At 48.6% G+C, this 21,153-nt stretch carries 26 protein-coding genes; 4 read left to right on the top strand and 22 right to left on the bottom strand.

The features are described from left to right. Positions 1 to 41: 41 nt before the first annotated feature. Positions 42 to 695, bottom strand: coding sequence for a glutathione S-transferase family protein (locus tag ABD028_RS03355; protein ID WP_343841736.1), 654 nt, complete (start codon positions 693 to 695; stop codon positions 42 to 44). A gap of 86 nt (positions 696 to 781) precedes the next feature. Between ABD028_RS03355 and ABD028_RS03350 the strand changes: the two genes are divergently transcribed. The 3 genes from ABD028_RS03350 (at position 782) to ABD028_RS03340 (ending at position 2,920) form a co-directional block, all read left to right on the top strand. Then, entirely contained in the window at positions 782 to 1,306 is a 525-nt protein-coding gene (locus tag ABD028_RS03350; protein WP_343841734.1) for a TetR/AcrR family transcriptional regulator, read from the top strand. 65 nt (positions 1,307 to 1,371) lie between these two features. Continuing rightward, positions 1,372 to 1,653 (top strand): peptidylprolyl isomerase PpiC, encoded by a 282-nt coding sequence (gene ppiC / locus ABD028_RS03345; RefSeq protein WP_102795334.1) that lies wholly within the window; start codon positions 1,372 to 1,374, stop codon positions 1,651 to 1,653. A gap of 31 nt (positions 1,654 to 1,684) precedes the next feature. After that, positions 1,685 to 2,920, top strand: coding sequence for an APC family permease (locus tag ABD028_RS03340; RefSeq protein WP_343841731.1), 1,236 nt, complete (start codon positions 1,685 to 1,687; stop codon positions 2,918 to 2,920). Between the two features lie 60 nt (positions 2,921 to 2,980). Here the strand turns inward: ABD028_RS03340 and ABD028_RS03335 are convergent, their stop codons facing one another. The 19 genes from ABD028_RS03335 to yceD form a co-directional block, all read right to left on the bottom strand. After that, entirely contained in the window at positions 2,981 to 3,226 is a 246-nt protein-coding gene (locus tag ABD028_RS03335; protein ID WP_102795329.1) for an EF-hand domain-containing protein, read from the bottom strand. 69 nt (positions 3,227 to 3,295) lie between these two features. After that, positions 3,296 to 4,303: an oxygen-dependent tRNA uridine(34) hydroxylase TrhO gene (trhO, locus tag ABD028_RS03330; protein WP_343841728.1), complete on the bottom strand. Its 1,008-nt coding sequence runs from the start codon at positions 4,301 to 4,303 to the stop codon at positions 3,296 to 3,298. Positions 4,304 to 4,437: 134 nt separating this feature from the next. Then, positions 4,438 to 4,911, bottom strand: coding sequence for a hypothetical protein (locus ABD028_RS03325; protein ID WP_102795327.1), 474 nt, complete (start codon positions 4,909 to 4,911; stop codon positions 4,438 to 4,440). 110 nt (positions 4,912 to 5,021) lie between these two features. Further along, a complete protein-coding gene (locus ABD028_RS03320; RefSeq protein ID WP_343841724.1) occupies positions 5,022 to 5,627 on the bottom strand; it encodes a hypothetical protein in 606 nt (201 codons plus the stop codon). Beyond that, entirely contained in the window at positions 5,624 to 6,220 is a 597-nt protein-coding gene (locus tag ABD028_RS03315; RefSeq protein ID WP_343841721.1) for a sigma-70 family RNA polymerase sigma factor, read from the bottom strand. Before ABD028_RS03315 ends, ABD028_RS03320 begins: the two co-directional genes overlap by 4 nt. A 9-nt stretch (positions 6,221 to 6,229) precedes the next feature. Continuing rightward, positions 6,230 to 7,843: a vWA domain-containing protein gene (locus tag ABD028_RS03310; protein WP_343841719.1), complete on the bottom strand. Its 1,614-nt coding sequence runs from the start codon at positions 7,841 to 7,843 to the stop codon at positions 6,230 to 6,232. 203 nt (positions 7,844 to 8,046) lie between these two features. After that, positions 8,047 to 8,820, bottom strand: a complete 774-nt coding sequence (locus ABD028_RS03305; protein WP_343841716.1) for a TatD family hydrolase — start codon at positions 8,818 to 8,820, stop codon at positions 8,047 to 8,049. A gap of 2 nt (positions 8,821 to 8,822) precedes the next feature. Further along, positions 8,823 to 9,713, bottom strand: coding sequence for a DNA polymerase III subunit delta' (holB, locus tag ABD028_RS03300; protein ID WP_343841714.1), 891 nt, complete (start codon positions 9,711 to 9,713; stop codon positions 8,823 to 8,825). Then, positions 9,710 to 10,327 carry a dTMP kinase gene (tmk, locus tag ABD028_RS03295; protein WP_343841712.1) on the bottom strand — a complete coding sequence of 206 codons (618 nt, stop codon included), beginning with the start codon at positions 10,325 to 10,327 and terminating at the stop codon, positions 9,710 to 9,712. The genes holB and tmk overlap by 4 nt, the downstream gene beginning before the upstream one ends. 41 nt (positions 10,328 to 10,368) lie before the next feature. Next, a complete protein-coding gene (gene mltG / locus ABD028_RS03290) occupies positions 10,369 to 11,358 on the bottom strand; it encodes an endolytic transglycosylase MltG (protein WP_425542077.1) in 990 nt (329 codons plus the stop codon). Further along, the gene (gene pabC, locus ABD028_RS03285) at positions 11,354 to 12,172 is read right to left on the bottom strand and encodes an aminodeoxychorismate lyase (RefSeq protein WP_343841708.1); all 819 of its coding nucleotides are present in this window, start codon (positions 12,170 to 12,172) and stop codon (positions 11,354 to 11,356) included. The genes mltG and pabC overlap by 5 nt, the downstream gene beginning before the upstream one ends. Positions 12,173 to 12,245: 73 nt before the next feature. Further along, positions 12,246 to 13,484, bottom strand: coding sequence for a beta-ketoacyl-ACP synthase II (gene fabF, locus ABD028_RS03280; RefSeq protein WP_343841706.1), 1,239 nt, complete (start codon positions 13,482 to 13,484; stop codon positions 12,246 to 12,248). Positions 13,485 to 13,562: 78 nt separating this feature from the next. Continuing rightward, complete coding sequence (gene acpP / locus ABD028_RS03275) at positions 13,563 to 13,802, bottom strand: acyl carrier protein (RefSeq protein ID WP_102795318.1); 240 nt, start codon at positions 13,800 to 13,802, stop codon at positions 13,563 to 13,565. Positions 13,803 to 13,994: 192 nt separating this feature from the next. Beyond that, complete coding sequence (gene fabG / locus ABD028_RS03270) at positions 13,995 to 14,732, bottom strand: 3-oxoacyl-ACP reductase FabG (RefSeq protein WP_343841702.1); 738 nt, start codon at positions 14,730 to 14,732, stop codon at positions 13,995 to 13,997. A gap of 13 nt (positions 14,733 to 14,745) precedes the next feature. Continuing rightward, the gene (gene fabD, locus ABD028_RS03265; RefSeq protein ID WP_343841699.1) at positions 14,746 to 15,669 is read right to left on the bottom strand and encodes an ACP S-malonyltransferase; all 924 of its coding nucleotides are present in this window, start codon (positions 15,667 to 15,669) and stop codon (positions 14,746 to 14,748) included. A gap of 133 nt (positions 15,670 to 15,802) precedes the next feature. Next, the gene (locus ABD028_RS03260; protein ID WP_102795315.1) at positions 15,803 to 16,762 is read right to left on the bottom strand and encodes a beta-ketoacyl-ACP synthase III; all 960 of its coding nucleotides are present in this window, start codon (positions 16,760 to 16,762) and stop codon (positions 15,803 to 15,805) included. Between the two features lie 2 nt (positions 16,763 to 16,764). Beyond that, positions 16,765 to 17,790, bottom strand: coding sequence for a phosphate acyltransferase PlsX (gene plsX, locus ABD028_RS03255; protein WP_343841695.1), 1,026 nt, complete (start codon positions 17,788 to 17,790; stop codon positions 16,765 to 16,767). Between the two features lie 11 nt (positions 17,791 to 17,801). Continuing rightward, a complete protein-coding gene (gene rpmF / locus ABD028_RS03250) occupies positions 17,802 to 17,972 on the bottom strand; it encodes a 50S ribosomal protein L32 (protein ID WP_088328389.1) in 171 nt (56 codons plus the stop codon). A 3-nt stretch (positions 17,973 to 17,975) separates the two neighbouring features. Further along, on the bottom strand, positions 17,976 to 18,503 hold the full coding sequence (yceD, locus tag ABD028_RS03245) for a 23S rRNA accumulation protein YceD (protein WP_102795313.1): 528 nt from the start codon (positions 18,501 to 18,503) through the stop codon (positions 17,976 to 17,978). 124 nt (positions 18,504 to 18,627) lie between these two features. Between yceD and ABD028_RS03240 the strand changes: the two genes are divergently transcribed. After that, positions 18,628 to 19,209 (top strand): Maf family protein, encoded by a 582-nt coding sequence (locus ABD028_RS03240; RefSeq protein WP_343841688.1) that lies wholly within the window; start codon positions 18,628 to 18,630, stop codon positions 19,207 to 19,209. 36 nt (positions 19,210 to 19,245) lie between these two features. Here the strand turns inward: ABD028_RS03240 and ABD028_RS03235 are convergent, their stop codons facing one another. Together ABD028_RS03235 and rluC are read right to left on the bottom strand one after the other, a co-directional pair. Then, the gene (locus tag ABD028_RS03235) at positions 19,246 to 19,890 is read right to left on the bottom strand and encodes an HAD family hydrolase (protein ID WP_343841686.1); all 645 of its coding nucleotides are present in this window, start codon (positions 19,888 to 19,890) and stop codon (positions 19,246 to 19,248) included. Continuing rightward, complete coding sequence (gene rluC, locus ABD028_RS03230) at positions 19,890 to 20,840, bottom strand: 23S rRNA pseudouridine(955/2504/2580) synthase RluC (RefSeq protein WP_343841683.1); 951 nt, start codon at positions 20,838 to 20,840, stop codon at positions 19,890 to 19,892. The genes ABD028_RS03235 and rluC overlap by 1 nt, the downstream gene beginning before the upstream one ends. Positions 20,841 to 21,153 lie beyond the last annotated feature (313 nt).

Raw genomic sequence — 21,153 nt, 5'->3', positions numbered from 1 at the left:
GCTCAATGAGCGCCTTTTTTGTTGCTGGAAGTACAGCTGAATTAGGATGGCTGCTTCGGCACCAGCACTTTTTGACAAGCTGGGTATTTATCTTTCATACGCTGCACATAGGACCCTATCACACTGTCGGCAGGCAGTAGATTGAACGGCTCCTGCAACTGCGTTACATAGTACAGCGACGGCAGTGCCATGGCGTCAGCCAAGCTGAAACTGTTGCCAAACAGATAGTCGCCCTCCGCCAGCCAGCTTTCCAGCAAAGACAGTGCCTTTAATGCCGCAGGTTTGTTGGCTGCCATTACATCCAATCTGGGTGCACCGTCCTGTCCTTTGGGGAAAATCAGTTCCAGAATATAGTCTTTAATCAGGGCATGATTTATGTAGGTAGACAGCAGTTGCACCCTCTCATCCAGTTTCGCTCGTAGCCAGGGGTCAGTGGGCTGCAATTCGGGACCGGGATAGGCATTATCAAGATAACGTATGATGCTGGCGGATTCGCACAACACCTGATCGCCAATCAGTAGCACCGGCATCTTGCTATAGGGGTGCCAATTAGCATGTTGCTCACCCTTAAACTCTACATTCATACCTGCCACTTCCAACCCCATGCTATAGGAAATGCCTTTTTGCTCGCAGACCAATTGTACGACACGGCCAAAACTACTGAATGGCACAGAATAAATATGCACGGATGTCATGAAGATTCCTTGTTGTTGAACACCTTGCATCAGCTTAGAAAACCCATGAATATGTTCAAGAACATATTTTATGGCAAGGAATCACTATGGCCTGGCAACCAACACATAAGCAGCAAACACGAGAGCGTATTTTGAGCAGTGCGGCAAAACTCTTTACCACAGAGGGTTTTGACAATGTCAGCATTGACCAGATTATGCACAATGCCAATCTGACCAGAGGCGCCTTTTACGCCCATTTCACCTCCAAGTCAGCGCTTTACAGCGAGGCAATTCTTGCCTCAGCCAGAAACAGCGTTCGCAGTTTGCCCAATGGTTTTAGTACCTGTGAGTTAACCAGTGCGTATTTATCTGAGGAACATGTAAAAGGACTTAATCGTCGCTGCCCGCTGGCGTTTCTGGTTACAGATATCGGAAAACAAGATGAACAGATCAGAAATACCTATACCCGTATTTTTCAGGGCATGATCAATATGCTGGAATCATCGGGCTTAGATCGTGAAAAGGCGCTACAGCAAGCCGTACTGATGGTCGGTGGTGTTGCCATTGGCCGTGCTCTGAATGACGATTCACTGCTGGCGGAGTTGCTGCACAGTTGTAAGAATCTAGCCTGACATTTGAATCTGCAATCCACCTTAATAGATAATCGCCGCCACAGCTTAATTAAAAGAGAAACAGCATGCCAAGAAAAGCCGCCGCATTGCATATTCTGGTCAAAACTGAGCAGGAATGCCTGGCCTTAAAAAAGCAACTGGCACAAGGTGCCAACTTTCAACAATTAGCCAAGAAACACTCACTTTGCCCTTCGGCCAAGCGTGGCGGCGACCTGGGAGAATTTAACCAGGGTCAAATGGCCCCAACTTTTGATAAAGCGGTTTTTAATGGTCCTGAGCTGGAGGTACAAGGTCCGGTAAAAACCAAGTTTGGTTACCATCTCATTAAAGTACTATACAAGCGTTAACCTTTCCCCCACTAGTTCCAGGGAGTGCGGCATGCCAAGCATCCAGCCCAGAGATTTCAGTGTACTGGACGCTGTGTTGATTGTACTGACAGCCATATTGTTGTACCTGATGTTTCGCCCTAACGTCAGACAATCCACTTTCTGGCAAGCCACCGTCACACCTCTGGCTTCTATTATTGGTAGTGGTTTTTTGGTGGTCGTACCCTTGCTGGCCAATATTGCTGGCCATTGGGCCTGGTTGGCCATCCTTGTCATCTGTTTGCTGTCACTGTGGCTGGGCCATGCCATGCGCTTTACGATGGAATGGGAGGAAACACAAAGTCAGGCTCAACCGCCCGACCCTTTGCGTATGGGTCTGGACCGTTTTGCCGATGTTGCCCTGGCATTTGCATATGTTATTTCCATCACCTTTTATATTCGCCTGATGGCGGGCTTTGTGCTCACCGGCCTGGATATCTACAGCGAATTTAATGCCGATGTGTTGGCCACTTTGGTGCTTGCCGGGATTGGTATATACGGTCTGTTTAAAGGCTTGCACGGCCTGGAGAAGTTGGAAACCTATTCAGTGAGTATCAAGCTGGCCATTATTGTTGCCCTGCTGGCAGGACTAATCTGGCATGATATTGGCCAGGGGTACAGCCTGACAGGGCTTACTGCGCCGAGTCAGAGCCTGGCTCAGTCTCTCGCGCAGTTAGGTGGTATGTTATTGATTGTGCAAGGGTTTGAAACATCAAAGTATCTTGGTTCCGAGTATCCTGCCAAAGTTCGCATGCAGTCCATGATTTTAGCCCAGCGACTGGCGGCAGCTATTTACATTAGTTTTGTGGTTTTGGCGATGCCGCTTATGAGCCAGTTTGTTGGCAGCGAACCCAACGAAACCGCCATTATAGCGCTGTCAGGTCAAATAACCCTGATCCTGCCAGTACTATTAGTGATTGCCGCAGCCATGAGTCAGTTCAGTGCCGCTATTGCGGATACTATTGGTGCCGGCGGTGTGGTGGAGAAAGAAAGCCGTCACCATCTGCCCGCCCGGCGTCTCTACCCGCTTATTACGGCCTTGTCGATTGCGTTACTTTGGAGCAGTAACATATTCCAACTGGTTACCTATGCGTCAAAGGCTTTTGCATTTTATTATATGCTACAGGCACTGATTGCCGCCCGCTTGGCAAGCCACGAAACCAAAAAAGCCAATCAAGCATTGGCGTTTCTTTGTTTGGCGGTTTTAATGCTTATGGTGGTGTTATTTGCTGTGCCGGTGGAAGGCTAAAAAAGCTCTGGGCAATAAAAAGGCGCATCACGCGCCTTTTTATTGCCAATCAGATTAAGGTCAGTATTCCCACCACCCCTGCTGCCACCAGGCAAGAAATTCATCAAAATCAATATGGCCGTCTGCATTCTCGTCAATCAAACTGAATGCCTCTTCCACAACCTTGACCTTAGTTTTGGGGGAAAGCACGGTAAGTAATTCGATAAATTCACCCAAATCAATCATGCCGTTATGATCGTTGTCAAAAAAATCGAACTCCTTGCGGACTTCGGCAATCTGGGTTTCGGTTAAGGCTTGTCCTGACATTTCACTTCCTCGGTTTAGGACCATATCGGCCTAGTTTAACCTTGTAATTGCTTTTGCCACAACCAGACTTTATGCCTGTTCGGCTTTCCTGGCAGCATTGGCAGCTAATGCCCTGGCCCGGCGTTCATCGGCCTTTTGTTTGCGGCGCTGCTCCATCGCCAGACGCGCTTCAGAACCAACGTGCTCCTCCTCGCGGGCCCTGGCCAGATTCACCTGCTTCTCGCGCTCACGAAAACGTTCGAGCTGCTCTTCACTGTGCTTACCATAACATTTGGGGCAGCTGACACCTGACTCGTACAGGTCACTTTGTTTATCCTGCTCAGTAATCGGTAGCCTGCAGGCATAACATTGATCATAGTGGGAGCGTTCAAGATCATGATTTACCGCCACACGGTTATCAAACACAAAGCAGTCACCTTCCCACAGGCTCTGTTCTTTGGGGACTTCTTCAAGGTATTTAAGAATGCCGCCTTCCAGGTGATACACTTCTTCGAAGCCTTGTTCCTTAAGGTAGGCCGTGGATTTTTCGCAGCGAATACCGCCGGTACAGAACATCGCCACTTTTTTATGTTTAGACGGGTCCAGATGCTCTTTTACATACTGTGGAAACTCGCGAAAAGTCTCAGTGTTGGGATTAACCGCATGCTTGAACGTGCCAATCTCAATCTCATAGTCGTTGCGAGTATCAATAGTGATAACATCAGGATCGCTAATCAGTGCATTCCACTCTGACGGCTTTACATAGGTGCCCACCGTATGGCGAGGATCGATACCTTCTACGCCCATGGTGACGATTTCGTTTTTTAACTTAACCTTGGTTCGATGAAACGGTTGGCTGCTATCAAAGGATTCTTTATAACTGATAGGGTTCAAACGCTCATCGGCGTTTAGCCATCTCAGCAAGTTATCAATGGCTTCCCGGCTACCGGATACCGTACCATTAATGCCCTCGTGAGCGAGTAATAAGGTGCCTTTGATCCCCTGACTTTCCATAAACTGATGCAAGGGTTGGCGAATTTCTTGGTAGTTTTCCAGGCTGACAAACTTATACAGCGCGCAGACAACGACTTGAGACATGTAACTTTTCTCCAGCGAGCCGGAACGTAAATCCGGAGCTTAAACCAATAGCATCTGTTGATGCTCTGAACGGCGCGTATTGTAAAAAAAATACCCCTGAAATAAAAGGGGTATTCTGAGCCTTCAGCTTATGGTCACTTCAGAGCGGATAAGGACGCAATCAAGTTACGATATACAGGTTTGTCAATATCGGTGTCGCCCACTTGAAACAAAATAAGGGTCATAAGTTTGTCATGCAAAACATAAACTCTATGATCTACCCCGCCTTCTGCGCTTATCACCGTTTTCAGCATCTGCAACTCTTGCCCATTAACCATTAATTTATGATCGGTATATTCTGCACCTTGTGCCTTAAAGCTATCACGCATGCCATTGAGCATCTGATGCAACTTGCCAGGGTCAACATTGCTGGGCAGCGTCATAAAGGTAATGACTTTCTCACCAGTATCATCTAGCAACACATCTGAACGACCAAATACCGGACCTAAATCCATTTCATAGTGTTGCCAAACACCTGGGTTGTCGACAAGTAGTTGGCTATTGGGCAACTGCTGGGGGGCGGCACTAAGAGACGCAGTAAAGAAAACCGTCAGGAATAATTTCTTCATAAGTGTTTCTATCCTTTTAAACAATTGAATTTCAGCAAATCATCATCAACTTATCAGTCAAATATTACAAACGTTATCCCGTGCTGTGCATAAATACATACGTAGATCCGTTATCTTGGCCTATCAAGTAGCTGAAGATGCCTGTCTGACAAATGTGCTGCAACAGACGGCGATTGCGAGACAAGCTTGGTTAACGCTGTTCTGGCCTCCTCGGTTTTTCCATCAGATAGCAGTTTGTCGATTGCTTGTAATTGAATCCGCCATTGTGCGGCGTTTTGGATTATCTCAGCCGTATTAGCATGCATATCCTCATGAAGGTTCACGTCCCCTGCACTTTGCGCCTCTGCTTCAACGTCGCTAAATCTTTGCCGTTTTGACTCAACCGGATCTTGTTCCCTTATCAAGGCAGGCATTTGCATGAAACCTGGGCTGGCTGGTTGAGCCGACTCCATATGCGGCGGTATTTTTTGCAAAGGAGAAAAGTATTGGTGAACCATTATTACGCTCACCAACAAAACCGTTACCAGACCTGACAGGGGCCAGCGCCACTTGCGTCCAAATGTAGGCCTGTTTGTAATGTTCATTTGGGTGTCAGAGCGGTCAGATAGATTCGCTTCGGCCATGGCCAGAATTTTACTGTCCAGTTTAGCGGGGGAGCTTTCTTTGCCTAACATCTGATATAAAGCAGTCAGCTGTTTTTCATCCTGCACTGTCATGATTTTTCACCGTGTTTTCCCAGACATGCAATCAAGTTTGCCACGGCATAGCGCATTCTGCTCTTACAAGCCTCTACTGCAGAGTCCATCACCTGGGCTATTTGGTCTAATTTCAGTCCCGCTTCTTCTTTCAGCAAGAAGGTATCCAATTGCAAGGCGGGTAACTTAGCCAAGCATTTTCTAAGCTTTTGGGCTTGCCTGGCGCTTTGTACCAACTGTTCAGGTTCATTGGCCGAACAGTCCTCGTCGTCAAAATGTTCGGTGACCAATTTGAACTGGCGATGCGCCAAGCGATGCTTATCGATAAGTAGATTACGCGCAATCTGATAAAGCCAGGTCGTAAAACGTGCATTGGCCTGATAATGGGCAGCAGATTGAATCACCCGCTGCCATACTTCCTGCATTAACTCCTCGGCGCAGTCTGTGGGCATACCGCGACGTATAAAAAAACGCCAAAGTGGGTCTTTGTGTTTGGTATAAAGTTGACTAAAAGCCTGTATTTCCCCCTGCCCGTAGGCCAGCATAAGTTGCTCATCGGACTGAACCTGAATCGGCGTCGGATTGTGACTGGCAGTACTACGGGCGAATTGCATATCTTGTCTCTATAAAGTGCCAGCCTGAGATGTTGTCAGAGCGTCGGCACTGCGTACCAGACGGATAAACTCACTGCGGTAACCGTGGCTATCCTGCCCTTTTCCCCGCTCAGCAAGCTGCAGAATATCGGCAAAACCGGTGTGCTGCATATATTTGCCACCTTTTAACAGTTGAGCAAACCCCGCCGCCGCGGCGGCAAAGGCAAAATCGCCATCGACTTCGCGATTGTGGTCTTGCAGAGATACAATAGTACTTTGCAGCTGGCTGGCATTATTGCCGGGCTGCTTATATCTGAGTTTAATCTGTGCCAGCTCATTGGAAAAGGATGTCGCCTGATTGTTTTCTGCATAGCGAAGCGGGTCAACCTGGCGGATATCTGACGTGGTCAGCGCCAGCTCATATAAAGCGGTGACTCTGTGACCAGCCCCCACCTCTCCGGCATCAACATGATCATTATTGAAATCTTCCCTGGCCAACATACGATTCTGATAGCCCACCAGGCGATACTCTGCGACGACGGCAGGGTTAAATTCCACCTGAATTTTTACGTCACTGGCGATGATTTCCATACTGGCAGACAGCTCATCTATCAGCACTTTGCGGGCTTCATTAATGTTATCGATATAGGCATGCTGACCATTGCCCAAGTTGGATAAGCTCTCCATCAGGGCATCGTTATAATTGCCGCTGCCAAAGCCTAGTGTGGTAAGGGCCACACCACTTTGTCGTTGCTGACGAATCAGGTCTTTAAGCTGCTCAAGATCCGATATTCCCACATTGAAATCGCCGTCGGTGGCTAATATCACTCGGTTAACACCCTCCTGGATAAAGTTGGCTCTGGCCAGGTGATAGGCCTGACGAATACCACCTTCACCGTTGGTCGAACCGCCCGCACTAAGGCTGTCCAGCGCTTGCATAATCTGCAGCTGTTGGTCGCCCGAAGCCGACGCCAGCAAGGTATTACTCTGCCCTGCGTAGGTCACAATGCTGACCTTATCTTGTTTGTCCAATTGGCTGGTCAGCAGGCGCAGACTCTGGATCAGCAACGGCAATTTATCCGGAGCCTTCATTGAACCGGAAACATCCACCAGAAAGACGAGATTAGCAGGCTTTTGCCATTGCGCTTCGGGTTGACTGCCCATCAGACTGATTTTCAGCAAATGCCGCCCCTTGTTCCAGGGTGACAAGGCCAATTGCGTGTCCAGATTAAAGGTCTGCCCTGATGCAGCCGGGGCGTAGTGGTAATCAAAGTAATTGATAAAATCTTCGGCACGCACAGCATCAGCTGGTGGCAACAGGCCGTGATTGAGCATTCTTCTGATATTGGTGTAGCTACCGGTATCTACATCAATGGAAAAGGTCGAAACTGGCTGTTCATTGGTAACGAACAGACCGTTTTCCGGTGTTTCAAGGTATTTCTCAGTAATGACATTATTCGGTGGCAAGTAAAGATGTTGTGACAGTGCCATGTCATGCATCATTGCTCCGGCTACCACCATCTTCTGTTCAGCACGATGCCTGGACTGCAGTGGCACTTTGTTTGGCTGAGCCAGCTCGGTTTGGTTAACTTGCTCTGGCTGCTCTGGTTCATTGGCACAAGCACTAATTAACAGAATTGCCATTGCACAAGATACTGGGGAAACTCTCATCATTGATGTCCTTTAACTTGGGTTTTCCCCTATAAACGACATGATTTAAATTTCGGGTTATTTATTTTTAATCAGCACAAGAAAAATAACCATATGGTCTTGTGTCTAAAAGAGCAGGAACAAAAACCAACCGCCATCCATGGCTAAGATGCATATGGTGTGTTGTTGTGCGCTTATCAAGTGGCCGAAATACGCTCAAACAATTGATAGAAGTTGTGGGTAGTGGCATCTGCCAATGTCTGCACAGGAATTTCTTTAAGATCGGCAATAAACTGGGCAACTTCTTTTACATACGCTGGCTCGTTGGGTTTGCCACGATAAGGCACAGGTGCCAGCCAGGGTGAGTCTGTTTCAATCAGCAATCGCTCCAGCGGTAATTGTCTGACCACGTCCTGCAGTTCAGTGGCGGCTTTAAAGGTGACAATCCCGGAAATCGATATATACAAGCCCAATTCTATTGCTTGCCGGGCCATGCCTAGATCTTCGGTAAAACAATGTAACACCCCTTTGGTATGCGGCGCTTTGTATTGCTTTAGCAATGCGATGGTGTCTTGCCTGGCATCACGGGTATGAATAATCAGCGGCTTATGCAGCTTGTTTGCCACCTTGATGTGGTCAATAAAAGACTGTTGCTGAATCCCCTTAGTATCCGGGCTGTAATGGTAATCCAGGCCGGTTTCACCAATGGCCACCACCTCTTCGCGACTGGCCATACTTAGTAACTCTTCGTAACTGCAAACGTCTTCCTGATGCAGCGGGTGCACTCCACAGGATACCGACACATCAGCAAAATCCTTCACCGTCTCCAGCATGGTTTCATACTCGTTGACGGCCACACAAACGCATAAAAAATGCTTAACACCGCGGTCCCTGGCGCGCTGCACCAGTTCTTGTAATTGCTGTGGTGACTTATCCAGTCTGTCCAGATGACAGTGGGAATCGATAAACAACGTTAACTCCTCAGAATTCGAAATGCGCTCAGCAGTTCAGACAACATTAATACTTTGTTCAAACCTGCGTTGGAAACAGCGCGGCTGGCAGCTAAGCACCGGCTATTCAAGGTCCAGGCAGCGTCCTGCGGTATCTTGCCGTTTTTCAATGTTTCTAACAGCCAGTGCTGCAGCCACTCCAGCAATCTGCCCGGGTTTTCCTGCCATTGCTGAGCCATCTCCAGGCTACTCTGCCGGCTCTCTATAACTTGTTGTAAATTGTCAATAAATTCGCAATACCTGTTGCCCCCCTGCTCGTTTAACAATTCAAGCAAGATTAACGGGCAGGCACCATACATGGCTAACAATTGTGGTTCTATCTCGCCCTGATACTGACTGGACATCCATTGACTGGTCTGTTGATGCGTCGCTTGTGGTAAAAGCAATTTTTCACAGCGACTTTTAATCGTTGGTAACAGACGCTGGGCACTGCTGGCCGTCAGCAGCATATAGGTTTGTGGGGTTGGCTCTTCCAGTGTTTTCAGTAAAGCATTGGCGGCAGACTCGGTCATACTGTCAGCCTGATGAATGACCAGGACTTTGGCACCACGCAGTTGCGATTTTCCGCTGAGCTTCTCTATTGCACTGCGGATATCGTCAACGCCGATTTGTTTTTCACTCTGAATTTGGTGTAAATCCGGGTGGCTGCCAGCATCAACCAAATGGCATGCCTGACACTGGCCACAGCGTTCTGACCGCGGGTTTTGGCAAAGCAAATAAGCGCCAAAATCTCTGGCCAGCGCGGTTTTACCCAAGCCTTTGGGGCCGAGCATCAACAGAGCATGGTGCAAACGTGCATGCCGCGCTCTGTCGGTTAGCTGCTGAAAAAGCGTGTCAAACCAAGGATAGGTCATGATAAAAAGCCAGTTACGGCCTGTCGAATATCATCATGCACTTTGGCCATCGCTTGCATGGCATCTATGACAATAATACTGTTGTCCAAAGAGGCCAGTTGCAAATACTTAGCCCGGGTACGGGTAAAAAATTCCAGTCCGGACTGTTCGATGCGATCCAACTCGCCCCGCCCGCGGGCTCTTTGCAAGCCAATGGCTGGATCAACATCCAGATACAGGGTCAATGCAGGTTTAAAGTCTTTCAGGCTGATGGCGCGCAGGTTTTGCAGCAAACTGTCTGGAATTTGTCGTCCGCCGCCCTGATAGGCCTGGGATGATAAATCATGGCGATCTCCTAACACCCAGCGCCCCTCATTAAGCGCCGGCTTAATTACATTTTCCAGCAATTGCACCCTGGCAGCATACATCAGCAATAGCTCAGCCTCTGTGGTGACATGTTCCTGCCAGTCATGTTTTACCACTTCACGAATGGCTTCCGCCATGGGCGTACCACCTGGCTCCCTGGTACAAACAAGGGAATGGCCAGCCTGCTCAATACACTGCTTGACCACCTCGATGGCCGAACTTTTACCAGCCCCTTCCAGGCCTTCAATAACAATAAATTTCCCTGACATGGGCTCTCATTTGGTTTGTAGGTAGTCAGCTTATGCTCAACCTATTGGTTCAGTTGGTATTGTCGCACTGCTGCATTGTGATCGGCAAGGTTGGTAGAGAACACATGACTACCATCATTGCGTGACACGAAGTACAACTCCTCGCTGTCTATTGGGTTCAGCGCAGCGATCAGGGCTTCACGACTGACCATGGCAATAGGTGTAGGTGGCAGGCCCTTAATCACATAAGTGTTGTAGGGAGTGGCCGTGCGTAAATCTTCGCGGCGGATATTGCCATCAAATTGATCTCCCATACCATAAATTACCGTTGGGTCTGTCTGCAGGCGCATATTGCGCTTTAACCTATTAACAAACACCGCTGCGATTCTGGGGCGCTCGGCAGCAAGCCCTGTTTCCTTTTCCACGATGGAGGCCATTATCAGGGCTTCATAAGGGCTGGCATATGGCAAATCTGCCTTGCGGTTTTGCCATTGCTGCTGCAGGAAATCCTGCATGTGCTGGTACGCTCGTTTGACCAGCGTAGTCGCATCCGTACCATGGGTGAAATGATAGGTATCAGGCATCAGCCAACCCTCGAGACTAGCGCCCTGAGGCGATAACAGCTCGGTTAGCTTATCTACGTTATCGCTATACAAATGCGGGTGCTGTTGGATCTGTTGCTGCCAGTCCCGCCAGCGAAAGCCTTCCACCAGACGCAGCTCAAACTGCTTTTCCTTGCCACTGGCCAACAGTTGTAACACCTGATGCAAACTCATGCAGGGCAGCAACTCGTAAGTGCCCGCTTTAATATTTGCTAATTCTGGTTGCAGTTTAACTAACACTTTGACCGGCCATTGCTGCTCAAGTCCATATTGCTGAAGTTGATTCACCAAGTGGTTAAGATGCTGCCCACGCTTAAGCTGGTACAGACTTGGCTGACTGATATTAAGCGGTTGGTGGACGGTTTGGATAAATTGCTGATATCCCCAATAGCCGCAGACTACCGCCACAAAGACGACAGATAAAACAACAGCCTTGGTAAAAATGCTAATTCTGCTCACCGAAGCATTCCTTATTTAGCTGCCTGGCGTTATCCATTGGATATACTTGCTCACCAATTTGCCTGACGGGCACAATCCCCATCAAACTATTGCATATCAACACAGAAGAGGCTTGCATCAGTACCTGAGGTGTTGCGCGAACCTGGTGAACCTGATGCCCTTTATGTTGCAGGTGGTCAATCAGTAGTCGGCGTATCACGCCCTCCACGCCGGCAAACTGCAGATCCGGCGTATACCAGCAATGACCAAGCTGCCAGAACAGGTTGGCAACCGAGGTTTCCACCAACATGTTATCTGTGTCGCACACTAGTGCGTCATCCCATCCCTGTTGATGTACATGCTGGCGAATCAGCACCTGCTCCAGACGATTTAAGTGTTTGATGCCAGCCAGAAGTGGCTGTCTCGCCAGTTGGATCTCAGACTGGCCCAAGCTAATACCTTGTAAGCGCCAATCAGCGTAATGTTCGGGCAAAGGATGTTGGCTGACTATCCAATTTGCCTGCATCTGTTTGGGTGGCAGATAGCCGCGTCCTCCCTCTCCGCGACTGATCAGCACTTTCACCACAGCACCGACATGAGTGCTCGCCAGGTCATGCACAGATTGACTCACTTGCTGCCATTGACTAAATACCATACCCAAACGCTCAAGCCCCTGCTGCAGGCGCTGTTTATGCAGTGACCAGAATTCAGGCATGCCATCTTTTACCCTTATGGTGGTAAAAACGCCGTCTCCATATTGAAAGGCGCGATCGGCAGCAGGTAAGTGGGTATGTGGCTGACCGTTAATCAGCATGTTGGCTGTCATAGCGAGATCAATTACCTGTAGCAAAAAAAAAGCCTGTCAGAAACTAACAGGCTTTGTTTAACTTGTTAAGCGCTTAGATTTTCTTAAACAGCAAAGAGCCGTTTGTACCACCAAAGCCAAATGAGTTACACAAGGCATACTCCATCTGCACATCTCTTGCGGTATGAGGTACAAAATCTAAATCACAGCCTTCATCCGGGTTATCCAGATTGATGGTCGGTGGCACCACCTGGTGCGTCAGGGATAAGGCAGTAAATATCGCTTCTACTGCGCCCGCTGCGCCTAACAGGTGGCCGGTCATGGATTTGGTGGAGCTCACCAGAACCTTGTTGGCTGCAGCACCAAACACTGACTTAACCGCTTTGGCTTCTGCCACATCACCTGCCGGTGTCGAGGTGCCATGAGCATTGATATAGCCAACCTGTTCTGCATTCACCCCGGCATCAGCTAATGCATGTACCATGGCAGCCGCTGCGCCCTGCCCCTCTTCAGGAGGCGAGGTCATATGGTAAGCATCACCACTCATACCAAAGCCAACCAGCTCGGCATAAATTTTTGCGCCACGGGCTTTAGCGTGCTCATATTCTTCAAGCATCACCACGCCGGCACCATCTCCCATCACAAAACCATCCCGGTCTTTGTCCCACGGACGACTGGCGGCCTTGGGATCATCATTTCTGGACGACAGTGCCCTGGCTGCAGCAAAGCCACCTAATCCCAGTGGTGTGATGGCCGCTTCGGCGCCACCGGCCAACATAGCATCGGCGTCACCATAAGCGATAGTGCGAAAGGCAATACCAATATTATGCACGCCAGTGGTACAGGCAGTCACAATATTCAGATTGGGGCCCTTCAGACCTTCCATAATAGACAGAAAGCCCGAAATCATATTAGTGATGGTAGATGGCACAAAAAAGGGTGATATCTTGCGCGGCCCGGATGCCAGCAGTTTACTGTGATTTTCTTCAATCAATCCCAGTCCACCAATACCTGAGCCCACCGCAACCCCTACCCGACCAGCATTGGCCTCGGTAATTTGCAAGCCTGAATCCTTGAGCGCCTGCATTCCTGCAGCGACTCCATACTGGATAAACAGATCCATCTTCTTGCTTTCTTTTTTGGGCATGTACTGCTCAACATCGAATCCTTTCACCGCCCCGGCAAAACGGGTGGAGAAACTGCTTACATCGAAGCTTTCGATATTGCCGATACCACTTTCACCCCGAAGCAGGGCATTCCAGGTAGAAGTGCTATCCAGACCCAAAGGAGAAAGCATGCCAAGACCTGTTACTACAACACGACGTTTTGACACTATGGCCTCCGCAGGGGATATAGTCTTTATATGGTAGGAAAAGAAACGGCTCTGAACGAGCCGTTGATTTCAATTTACTTACGCGTCTTTGTGAGCGTTGATGTAATCGATAGCAGATTGAACAGTAGTGATCTTCTCAGCTTCTTCATCTGGAATCTCAGTATCAAACTCTTCTTCCAGTGCCATCACCAGCTCAACGGTATCAAGAGAATCCGCACCCAGATCATCAACGAAGGACGCTTCAGGCTTAACTTCTTCTTCTTTAACGCCCAATTGTTCTACGATGATTTTAATTACGCGTTCTTCGATATTACTCATAATTCTAGTTTTCCCTTAAAGTGAGGCTAGATGTGAATTTGGCAGTAGTTTATTTTGCAACTTCAGGCCTTGCAAGCAAGAGTATGAAGTTTTTTTCTGGTCAAACCACAAATGCGCTCAATTAACAAACATTAACAGGTACAGGAAAGTTACCCGCACAAATACGTAAGATTACTGCAGTTGGCTACATAATCAAGCCATAAACATGCCACCATTGACATGAATTGTTTCACCTGTGATATACGCAGCGCCATCTGACACCAGAAACGCTACCGTAGCCGCAATTTCTTCCGGACTTCCCAGACGATTGGCCGGAATATCCTTGAAGATGGCTTCACGTTGTTCATCCGTCAAGGCTTTAGTCATATCTGTGTCGATAAAGCCGGGCGACACGGTGTTGACTGTAATACCTCTGGACGCCACTTCACGGGCCAGGGACTTGGAAAAACCGATAACACCGGCTTTTGCCGCTGCATAGTTAGCTTGACCAGGATTACCAGAGCTACCCACTACCGAACCAATATTCACGATCCGCCCGGCCCGCTTTTTCATCATACCGCGCATTACGGCTTTGGATAACCTGAATATAGAGGTCAGGTTGGTTTCCATAATATCCAGCCATTCATCGTCTTTCATGCGCATCAGCAGATTGTCGCGTGTGATACCGGCATTATTGACAAGAATATCAATCTCACCGAATTCGCTGCGAATTTGTTCCAGACAGGCGTCCAGTTGGGCAGTGTCAGTGACATTTAACGCCAGCCCCTTGCCGCTGCTGCCCAGATACTCGCTGATGGTTGCCGCACCACTTTCAGAGGTGGCCGTTCCGATCACTGTAGCCCCTTGGGCCGCCAGTTTTTCGGCAATGGCTTTACCTATACCACGGCTGGCGCCCGTTACTAATGCAACTTTGCCTTGTAATTCAGACATTTGATCATCCTTCTTATACGAATGCTTTAATTGAATCCGGCGTGTTAATAGCATCAACCTGCAGGTTCTTATCAATACGTTTAATTAGCCCGGCAAGCACCTTTCCGGGTCCGGCTTCCAATACAGTTTCAGCCCCCATTTCAGCCAACTTTTGTACCGATTCGGTCCAACGTACCGGACTGTAGAGTTGTCGCACTAAGGCATCACGAATCAGTTCTGGTTCGGTGGGCATAGCCACATCGACATTATTTACTACCGGAATGACAGGTGTATTAAGCTCAAGATTTGCCAACGCCACAGCCAGCTTCTCTGCCGCGGGTTTCATCAGGGCGCAATGAGACGGCACACTGACAGCCAGTGGCAGCGCGCGCTTAGCACCCGCGGCTTTGCAAGCTTCACCGGCTCTGGCCACTGCCTCAGTTTCTCCGGCAATCACGACCTGTCCGGGACTGTTGAAATTCACCGCAGAAACTACATTCCCTTGCGCCGCCTGCTCACAAGCCTGAATAACCTTATCATCATCCAGGCCAATAATCGCGTACATGGCTCCGGTACCGGCGGGGACGGCTTGCTGCATCAATTCGCCACGCAGTTGTACCAGTTTGATAGCATCGGCAAAATCCATCACACCGGCACACACCAATGCTGAATACTCTCCCAGACTATGACCAGCCAAAATAGCGGGTTGTTGCCCCCCTAACGACTGCCATACCCGCCAGACGGCTACGCTGGCGGCCAGTAGTGCAGGTTGGGTACGATGAGTGGCATTCAGGTCAGCTTCCGGACCTTCCTGCACCAGTTTCCATAAGTCATAACCGAGTGCATCAGTGGCTTCGGCGAAGGTTTGCTGTACTTGAGGATAGCTGGCCGCCAACTCAGCCAACATGCCAACAGTTTGCGATCCCTGTCCCGGAAATACAAAAGCCAATTTAGTCATTAGAAATTCTCCGCTTGGGAAAAGTCAGTATTTACAGATACTCACTGAGATAACTATGTAAGTCAGACAGCATTCCGACAATCTGACCTAGGTTGTCGGAATGACATACGATCTACAATGATAGATAGAATAATCAGTAACGGACCAAGGCTGAAGCCCAGGCAAAGCCGCCACCAAAAGCTTCCAGCAGAAGGTTGTGGCCGCGTTGGATTCGTCCGTCACGAATGGCCGTATCCAATGCAGTCGGCACTGTGGCCGCCGATGTGTTGCCGTAGTCTTGCAAAGTCAGCACTACCCGCTCCATTGGCATTTCCAACTTTTTCGCGGTGGCCTTGATAATCCGAAAGTTTGCCTGGTGTGGCACCAGCCAATCCAAGTCAGACTTTTTCATATTGTTCGCTTCAAGGGTCTGCTCAACCAATTCACTCAGTTTGGTCACGGCCACCTTAAAAACTTCGTTGCCCTTCATCACGCCCCAGTTGTCGTGCACGGATTGCTCCTTTCCGCGCGTAGGGTTGCCAACATAGAGCAAGTCATTATAAGAACCTGCAGCGTGAATATGGGTGGATAAAATCCCGGGTTCTTCACTGGCTTCCAAAATGGTGGCACCTGCGGCATCACCAAACAAAATCACCATAGTGCGATCAGAGGGTGCTACCAGTCGGCTTAAACAATCTGAGCCCACCACCAGAATACGTTTCGCCATGCCAGATTTAATGTACTGATCTGCCACACTCAAGGCATAACAATAGCCCGCGCAAGCGGCCGCTACATCAAAGGCCGGGATGCCATCCAGTCCCAGAATTTTCTGGATATCACAGGCGGCACTTGGCAGCGCTTTGTCGTGACTGGTGGTTGCACAGACAATCATATCGATGCTTTGCGGATCAATAGCCGCCATTTCAATAGCTTTCAGCGATGCTTCGGCTCCCATTGTGGCAACTGTTTCGTTGTCACCTATGATGCGTCTTTCCTTGATGCCAGTTCGGTCAGTAATCCATTCGTCGTTGGTGTCGACCATTTGCTCCAGATCGGCGTTGGTACGAATTTGGCTGGGGTAGTAGCTGCCGGTGCCGATGATTCTCGAATACATGGTTAAGGCCTTTCCATTAGAAGTGTTTCTATTTTATGTTTTATTTTGTGCGGAACCTGTCTGGTAACTTCCTGCATCGCTTCTCTTATAGCATACAAAAAGGCTTCACTTGAGGCATTACCGTGGCTCTTGACGACAATTCCGCGCAATCCTATCAGACTCGCGCCATTGTACTGGTCGGGGTTCACTCTGGCGTAGATTTTTTTCAGGATCGGCAACGCCATACGAGCCATTACACGGGTAAGAAGATTTTTACCTGAGACGCGTTTTACTTCTGTAATGATCAGCTTGCCCAGGCCCTCACATGCCTTAAGCGCAATATTGCCAACGAAGCCATCTGTGACAACAACATCAGCCTTGTCGGCAAAAATATCATTTCCTTCGATATAGCCAATGTAATTGATCCCCGGGACGGATGAGAGAATCTGCGCCGTATGTTTGACCTGATCATTACCTTTAATTTGTTCCTCTCCCACATTCAGGAGCGCCACTCTGGGTCTATCCAGGCCTTCCACTTGTTCGGCTAATACCGACCCCATAACAGCGTACTGAAACAGGATCTCAGAGTCACAATTGACGTTAGCGCCTAAATCAAGCAAGTACACTTTCTGATGGCTGACAGTAGGCAAGGAAGAAATCAATGCCGGTCGGTCAATCCCTGGCAAGGTTTTTAGCACATAGTAAGCCATGGCTAATAAAGCACCAGTATTACCGGCACTGACACAGGCATCAGCACGCCCTTGTTCAACCAGTTCCAGCGCTCTGCGCATGGAAGATTTGGCCTTGCTACGTAATGCCGCACTAGGACGCTCATCCATACCCACCACTTGCTCAGTCGCCTCGACCTGAAGTCGGTCAGAAGGCGCCTGGGGGTACTTAGCCAGCCCATCGCTCAACTGCTGAGGATCGCCACAAAGTATTAAATGAAGATGAGGAAACTCAGATACCGCATGAACTGCGGCTTCAATAGTAACAGGGGGGCCATGATCGCCCCCCATCATATCTAACGCGATGGTTAGATTAGTCAAAGTCAGCTCGCTTAGTTAGCGATGACTTTTTTGCCTTTGTAGTAACCGTCAGCTGTTACATGATGACGACGATGCGTCTCACCTGACGTGGAATCTACAGACAAAGTTTCCGCAGTCAAAGCATCATGCGAACGACGCATACCACGCTTAGAACGGGTTTTACGATTCTGTTGTACCGCCATTACCTACTCCTGATCTCGCTTAAGTTCTTTCAACACCGCAAAGGGGTTTGGACGCTCAGCAACCGGTTCAATCACCCCAAAACTTAATTCTTCCTCACCTACTTTGCAGTCTTTTTCTGCGTGAAAAGCCACAATTGGTAAGGCTAAAATAAGTTCATCCTCAAAGAGTTGAAGTAAATTGACTTCTCCATGGTCATCGACCTCTACCGGCTCATAAGCCTCCGGTATCTCATCTGTGTCTTGTTCAGGCTTTATGGGACTGAAACAAAATGACACATCCAAATGATGAGCAAAGGTTTCATTGCACCTTTGGCAGACGAGCGATACATCGGTAGCCAGTGTTCCTTCGAAAAAAGTCAGACCCTGCGCGTCTTTATTAAATCTGACCTCAATCTCAATATCCTGACTTGCCTCAGCGACTGCCTGTTGCAAACGAACCATATCCTTGGCCATCATCACTCCAATATACTCGGAGCGCTTCATGGCGCTTTTGGCTGGATCCAGTTGCTTGGGCAATTTCACTTTCTGCATAGGGCGCGCATGATATAGCCACGGACAAGCTTAGTCAAAGAAAATCTATGCTGACAAGGCCTTGGGTTCGTGCTCAAGACTTGGTTACAATCCCTTCCTTTTAAGAAAGACAGGAATAACCATTATGCAGTTGGTCCTTGGCTCCACCTCCCCTTACCGAAAAGCCTTGTTGGAAAAACTGGGGGTAGAGTTTATCTGCATTGCACCGGATACTGACGAAACCGCTATGGCGGGCGAAACACCAGACATGTTGGTCAGTCGCTTAGCAAGAGCGAAAGCCGAATCTGTTGCTCATCAGTGCAGTACCCCGAGTCTGGTAATAGGGTCTGATCAAGTTGCCTGTTTGGACGGCCAAATCATTGGTAAGCCACTGACACATGCAAAGGCATTTGCTCAGTTGCAACAAGCGAGTGGCAGATTAGTGCGATTTTATACCGGGCTTTGCCTGTACAACAGTCAAAGCATGGAGAGTCAGATTCAAGTAGAAACCTTTGATGTGCAATTCAGACCATTAACTGACCAACAGATTGAAGCCTATTTAACCAAGGAAGCGCCATACCAGTGCGCTGGCAGTTTTAAAAGCGAAGGCCTTGGCATATGTCTGTTTGAACAGTTGACAGGACGCGATCCAAATAGCCTGGTTGGGCTACCTCTGATTGCCCTGGTGGATATGCTGCACCAGGCAGGCCTGGACCCGCTGGCCTGAGCATAAATAAAACCCATTTGCCAAGCCTATCTTCCCTTAACGAACTAAGTAGGCTTGCAGCTCTTTTAGCGAGTCCACCATGGCTACCGGCTGGTGAGTTAACAATCTGGCCCGGTCATGCACACCATGACTGACAGCGATGCGGTCCATGCCAAGCTGCTCTGCCATCTGCATATCATAAACCGTATCACCAACCATGACGGCCTGTGATGGTTGTATGTGTAATTCCTGCAATATTTGTCGCAACATATCGGCAGAAGGCTTGGATTCTGCTTCATCTCCACAACGCGAAGTATGAAAAAAGTGCTCTGTAGCGGTTTCCTGCCAGACTCGCTTTAAACCACGCCGGGCTTTGCCCGTGGCCACGGCGAGTAGCCGTTGGTCCTCTCGCAATGCACTAAGTAGACTTAACGCCCCCTCAAACATGGGGGTTGGAGTCAGATCTCGTTCTACATATTCCTGCTTGTAAAATGTCAACAGGGCTTGTTCTGTTTCAGTGTCCATGTCCCCAAACAAAATCTGCATGGCAGGCAATAAACTGATACCAATAATATCCTTTACTGCTTCATCACTGGGTACCAGCAATCCAGCACGTTGGGCTGCTGTCTGCATAGCTGAGACAATTCTGGCCCCGGAGTCCATCAAGGTACCGTCCCAATCAAATATTACCAACTTATACATCAACGCTCCCGCATTTTGACCAGCGCGGCATGCAATTCAGGGGCTAACGGCGCTTCAATGCGCATAGTCTGCTCTGTTTTAGGATGCACAAAAGACAAGGTAAAAGCATGTAGAAATAGGCGTTTCAAACCGATTCCAGTTGTCAGTTGGTTAAACTCTTCATCGCCGTATTTGTCATCACCGGCGATAGCATGGCCCGCATGCAAACAATGCACACGGATTTGGTGGGTTCGTCCAGTAACCGGAAATGCCTCGACCAAGGTCGCATTTTGAAAGCGTTCAAGAATTTGGTAGCGGGTTTCTGATTCCTTGCCATCAGGTGACACTGATACCATTCTCTCGCCGGACTTAAGGATATTTTTCTTAAGCGGCGCTCTGACCTTATTGCGACTGTCTGGCCAATGCCCTGCAACTAACGCCTGATAGCGCTTATCTACCGTTTTGTCACGCAACTGCTCATGCAAAGCTTTAAGGCTGGAACGACGCTTGGCAACCAACAGACAGCCCGACGTGTCTCTGTCCAGGCGATGTACCAGTTCCAAGAATTTCTGCTGCGGCCGCAACGCTCGTAAGGCCTCAATGACCCCAAAGCTCAATCCGCTGCCACCATGTACCGCCATACCGGATGGCTTGTTGATTGCAATAAGCAGCTCGTCTTCATATAAGATATGTTGTTCAAGACCTGCGACTTTATCCAGCTTAACCGATGGTGCATCGCTTTTTTCTGCTACTTTCAGCGGCGGAATTCGCACCAGGTCTTCGGCTTGCAGTTTATAATCCGGCTTAACGCGCTTTTTATTAACCCGTACCTCGCCCTTACGTAAAACACGATAAATAAGGCTCTTAGGAACACCTTTAAGCTGAGTGCGCAAAAAGTTATCAATTCTTTGCCCTTCCAGCTCAGGATCCACTTGGATGAGTTGTACTTTTAGTGAAGTTTGTTCTGTCATAGGAGTGCTATTTTACCCTAAATAGATAAAACAGGATTGATTATTTCAGATGAAAATTTCTAACTTAGTCATATTTGAAATGTCAGTTAGGCCGCAACGGTAAGATAGCGAGAGCCCTTTTAACCTCGATCTAATCTTGGTAAGGATTGGCAAACCGCTGAAAATATGCCTCTAACATAAAAAATGAATTGCCTTGCCTGTAAAGTTGCTTTAGTGCGATAATCAAAGGGCTTTTGATCTAACTAAAAAATATGGTCAAATCTGCCTAAATGCAGATAGGGTTCTGAACGCTAAGAACAGATCCTCATCAAAA

This window comes from Bowmanella denitrificans (assembly GCF_039522935.1).
GTDB lineage: Bacteria > Pseudomonadota > Gammaproteobacteria > Enterobacterales > Alteromonadaceae > Bowmanella > Bowmanella denitrificans.
This window is presented reverse-complemented; position numbering and strand designations above follow the sequence as displayed.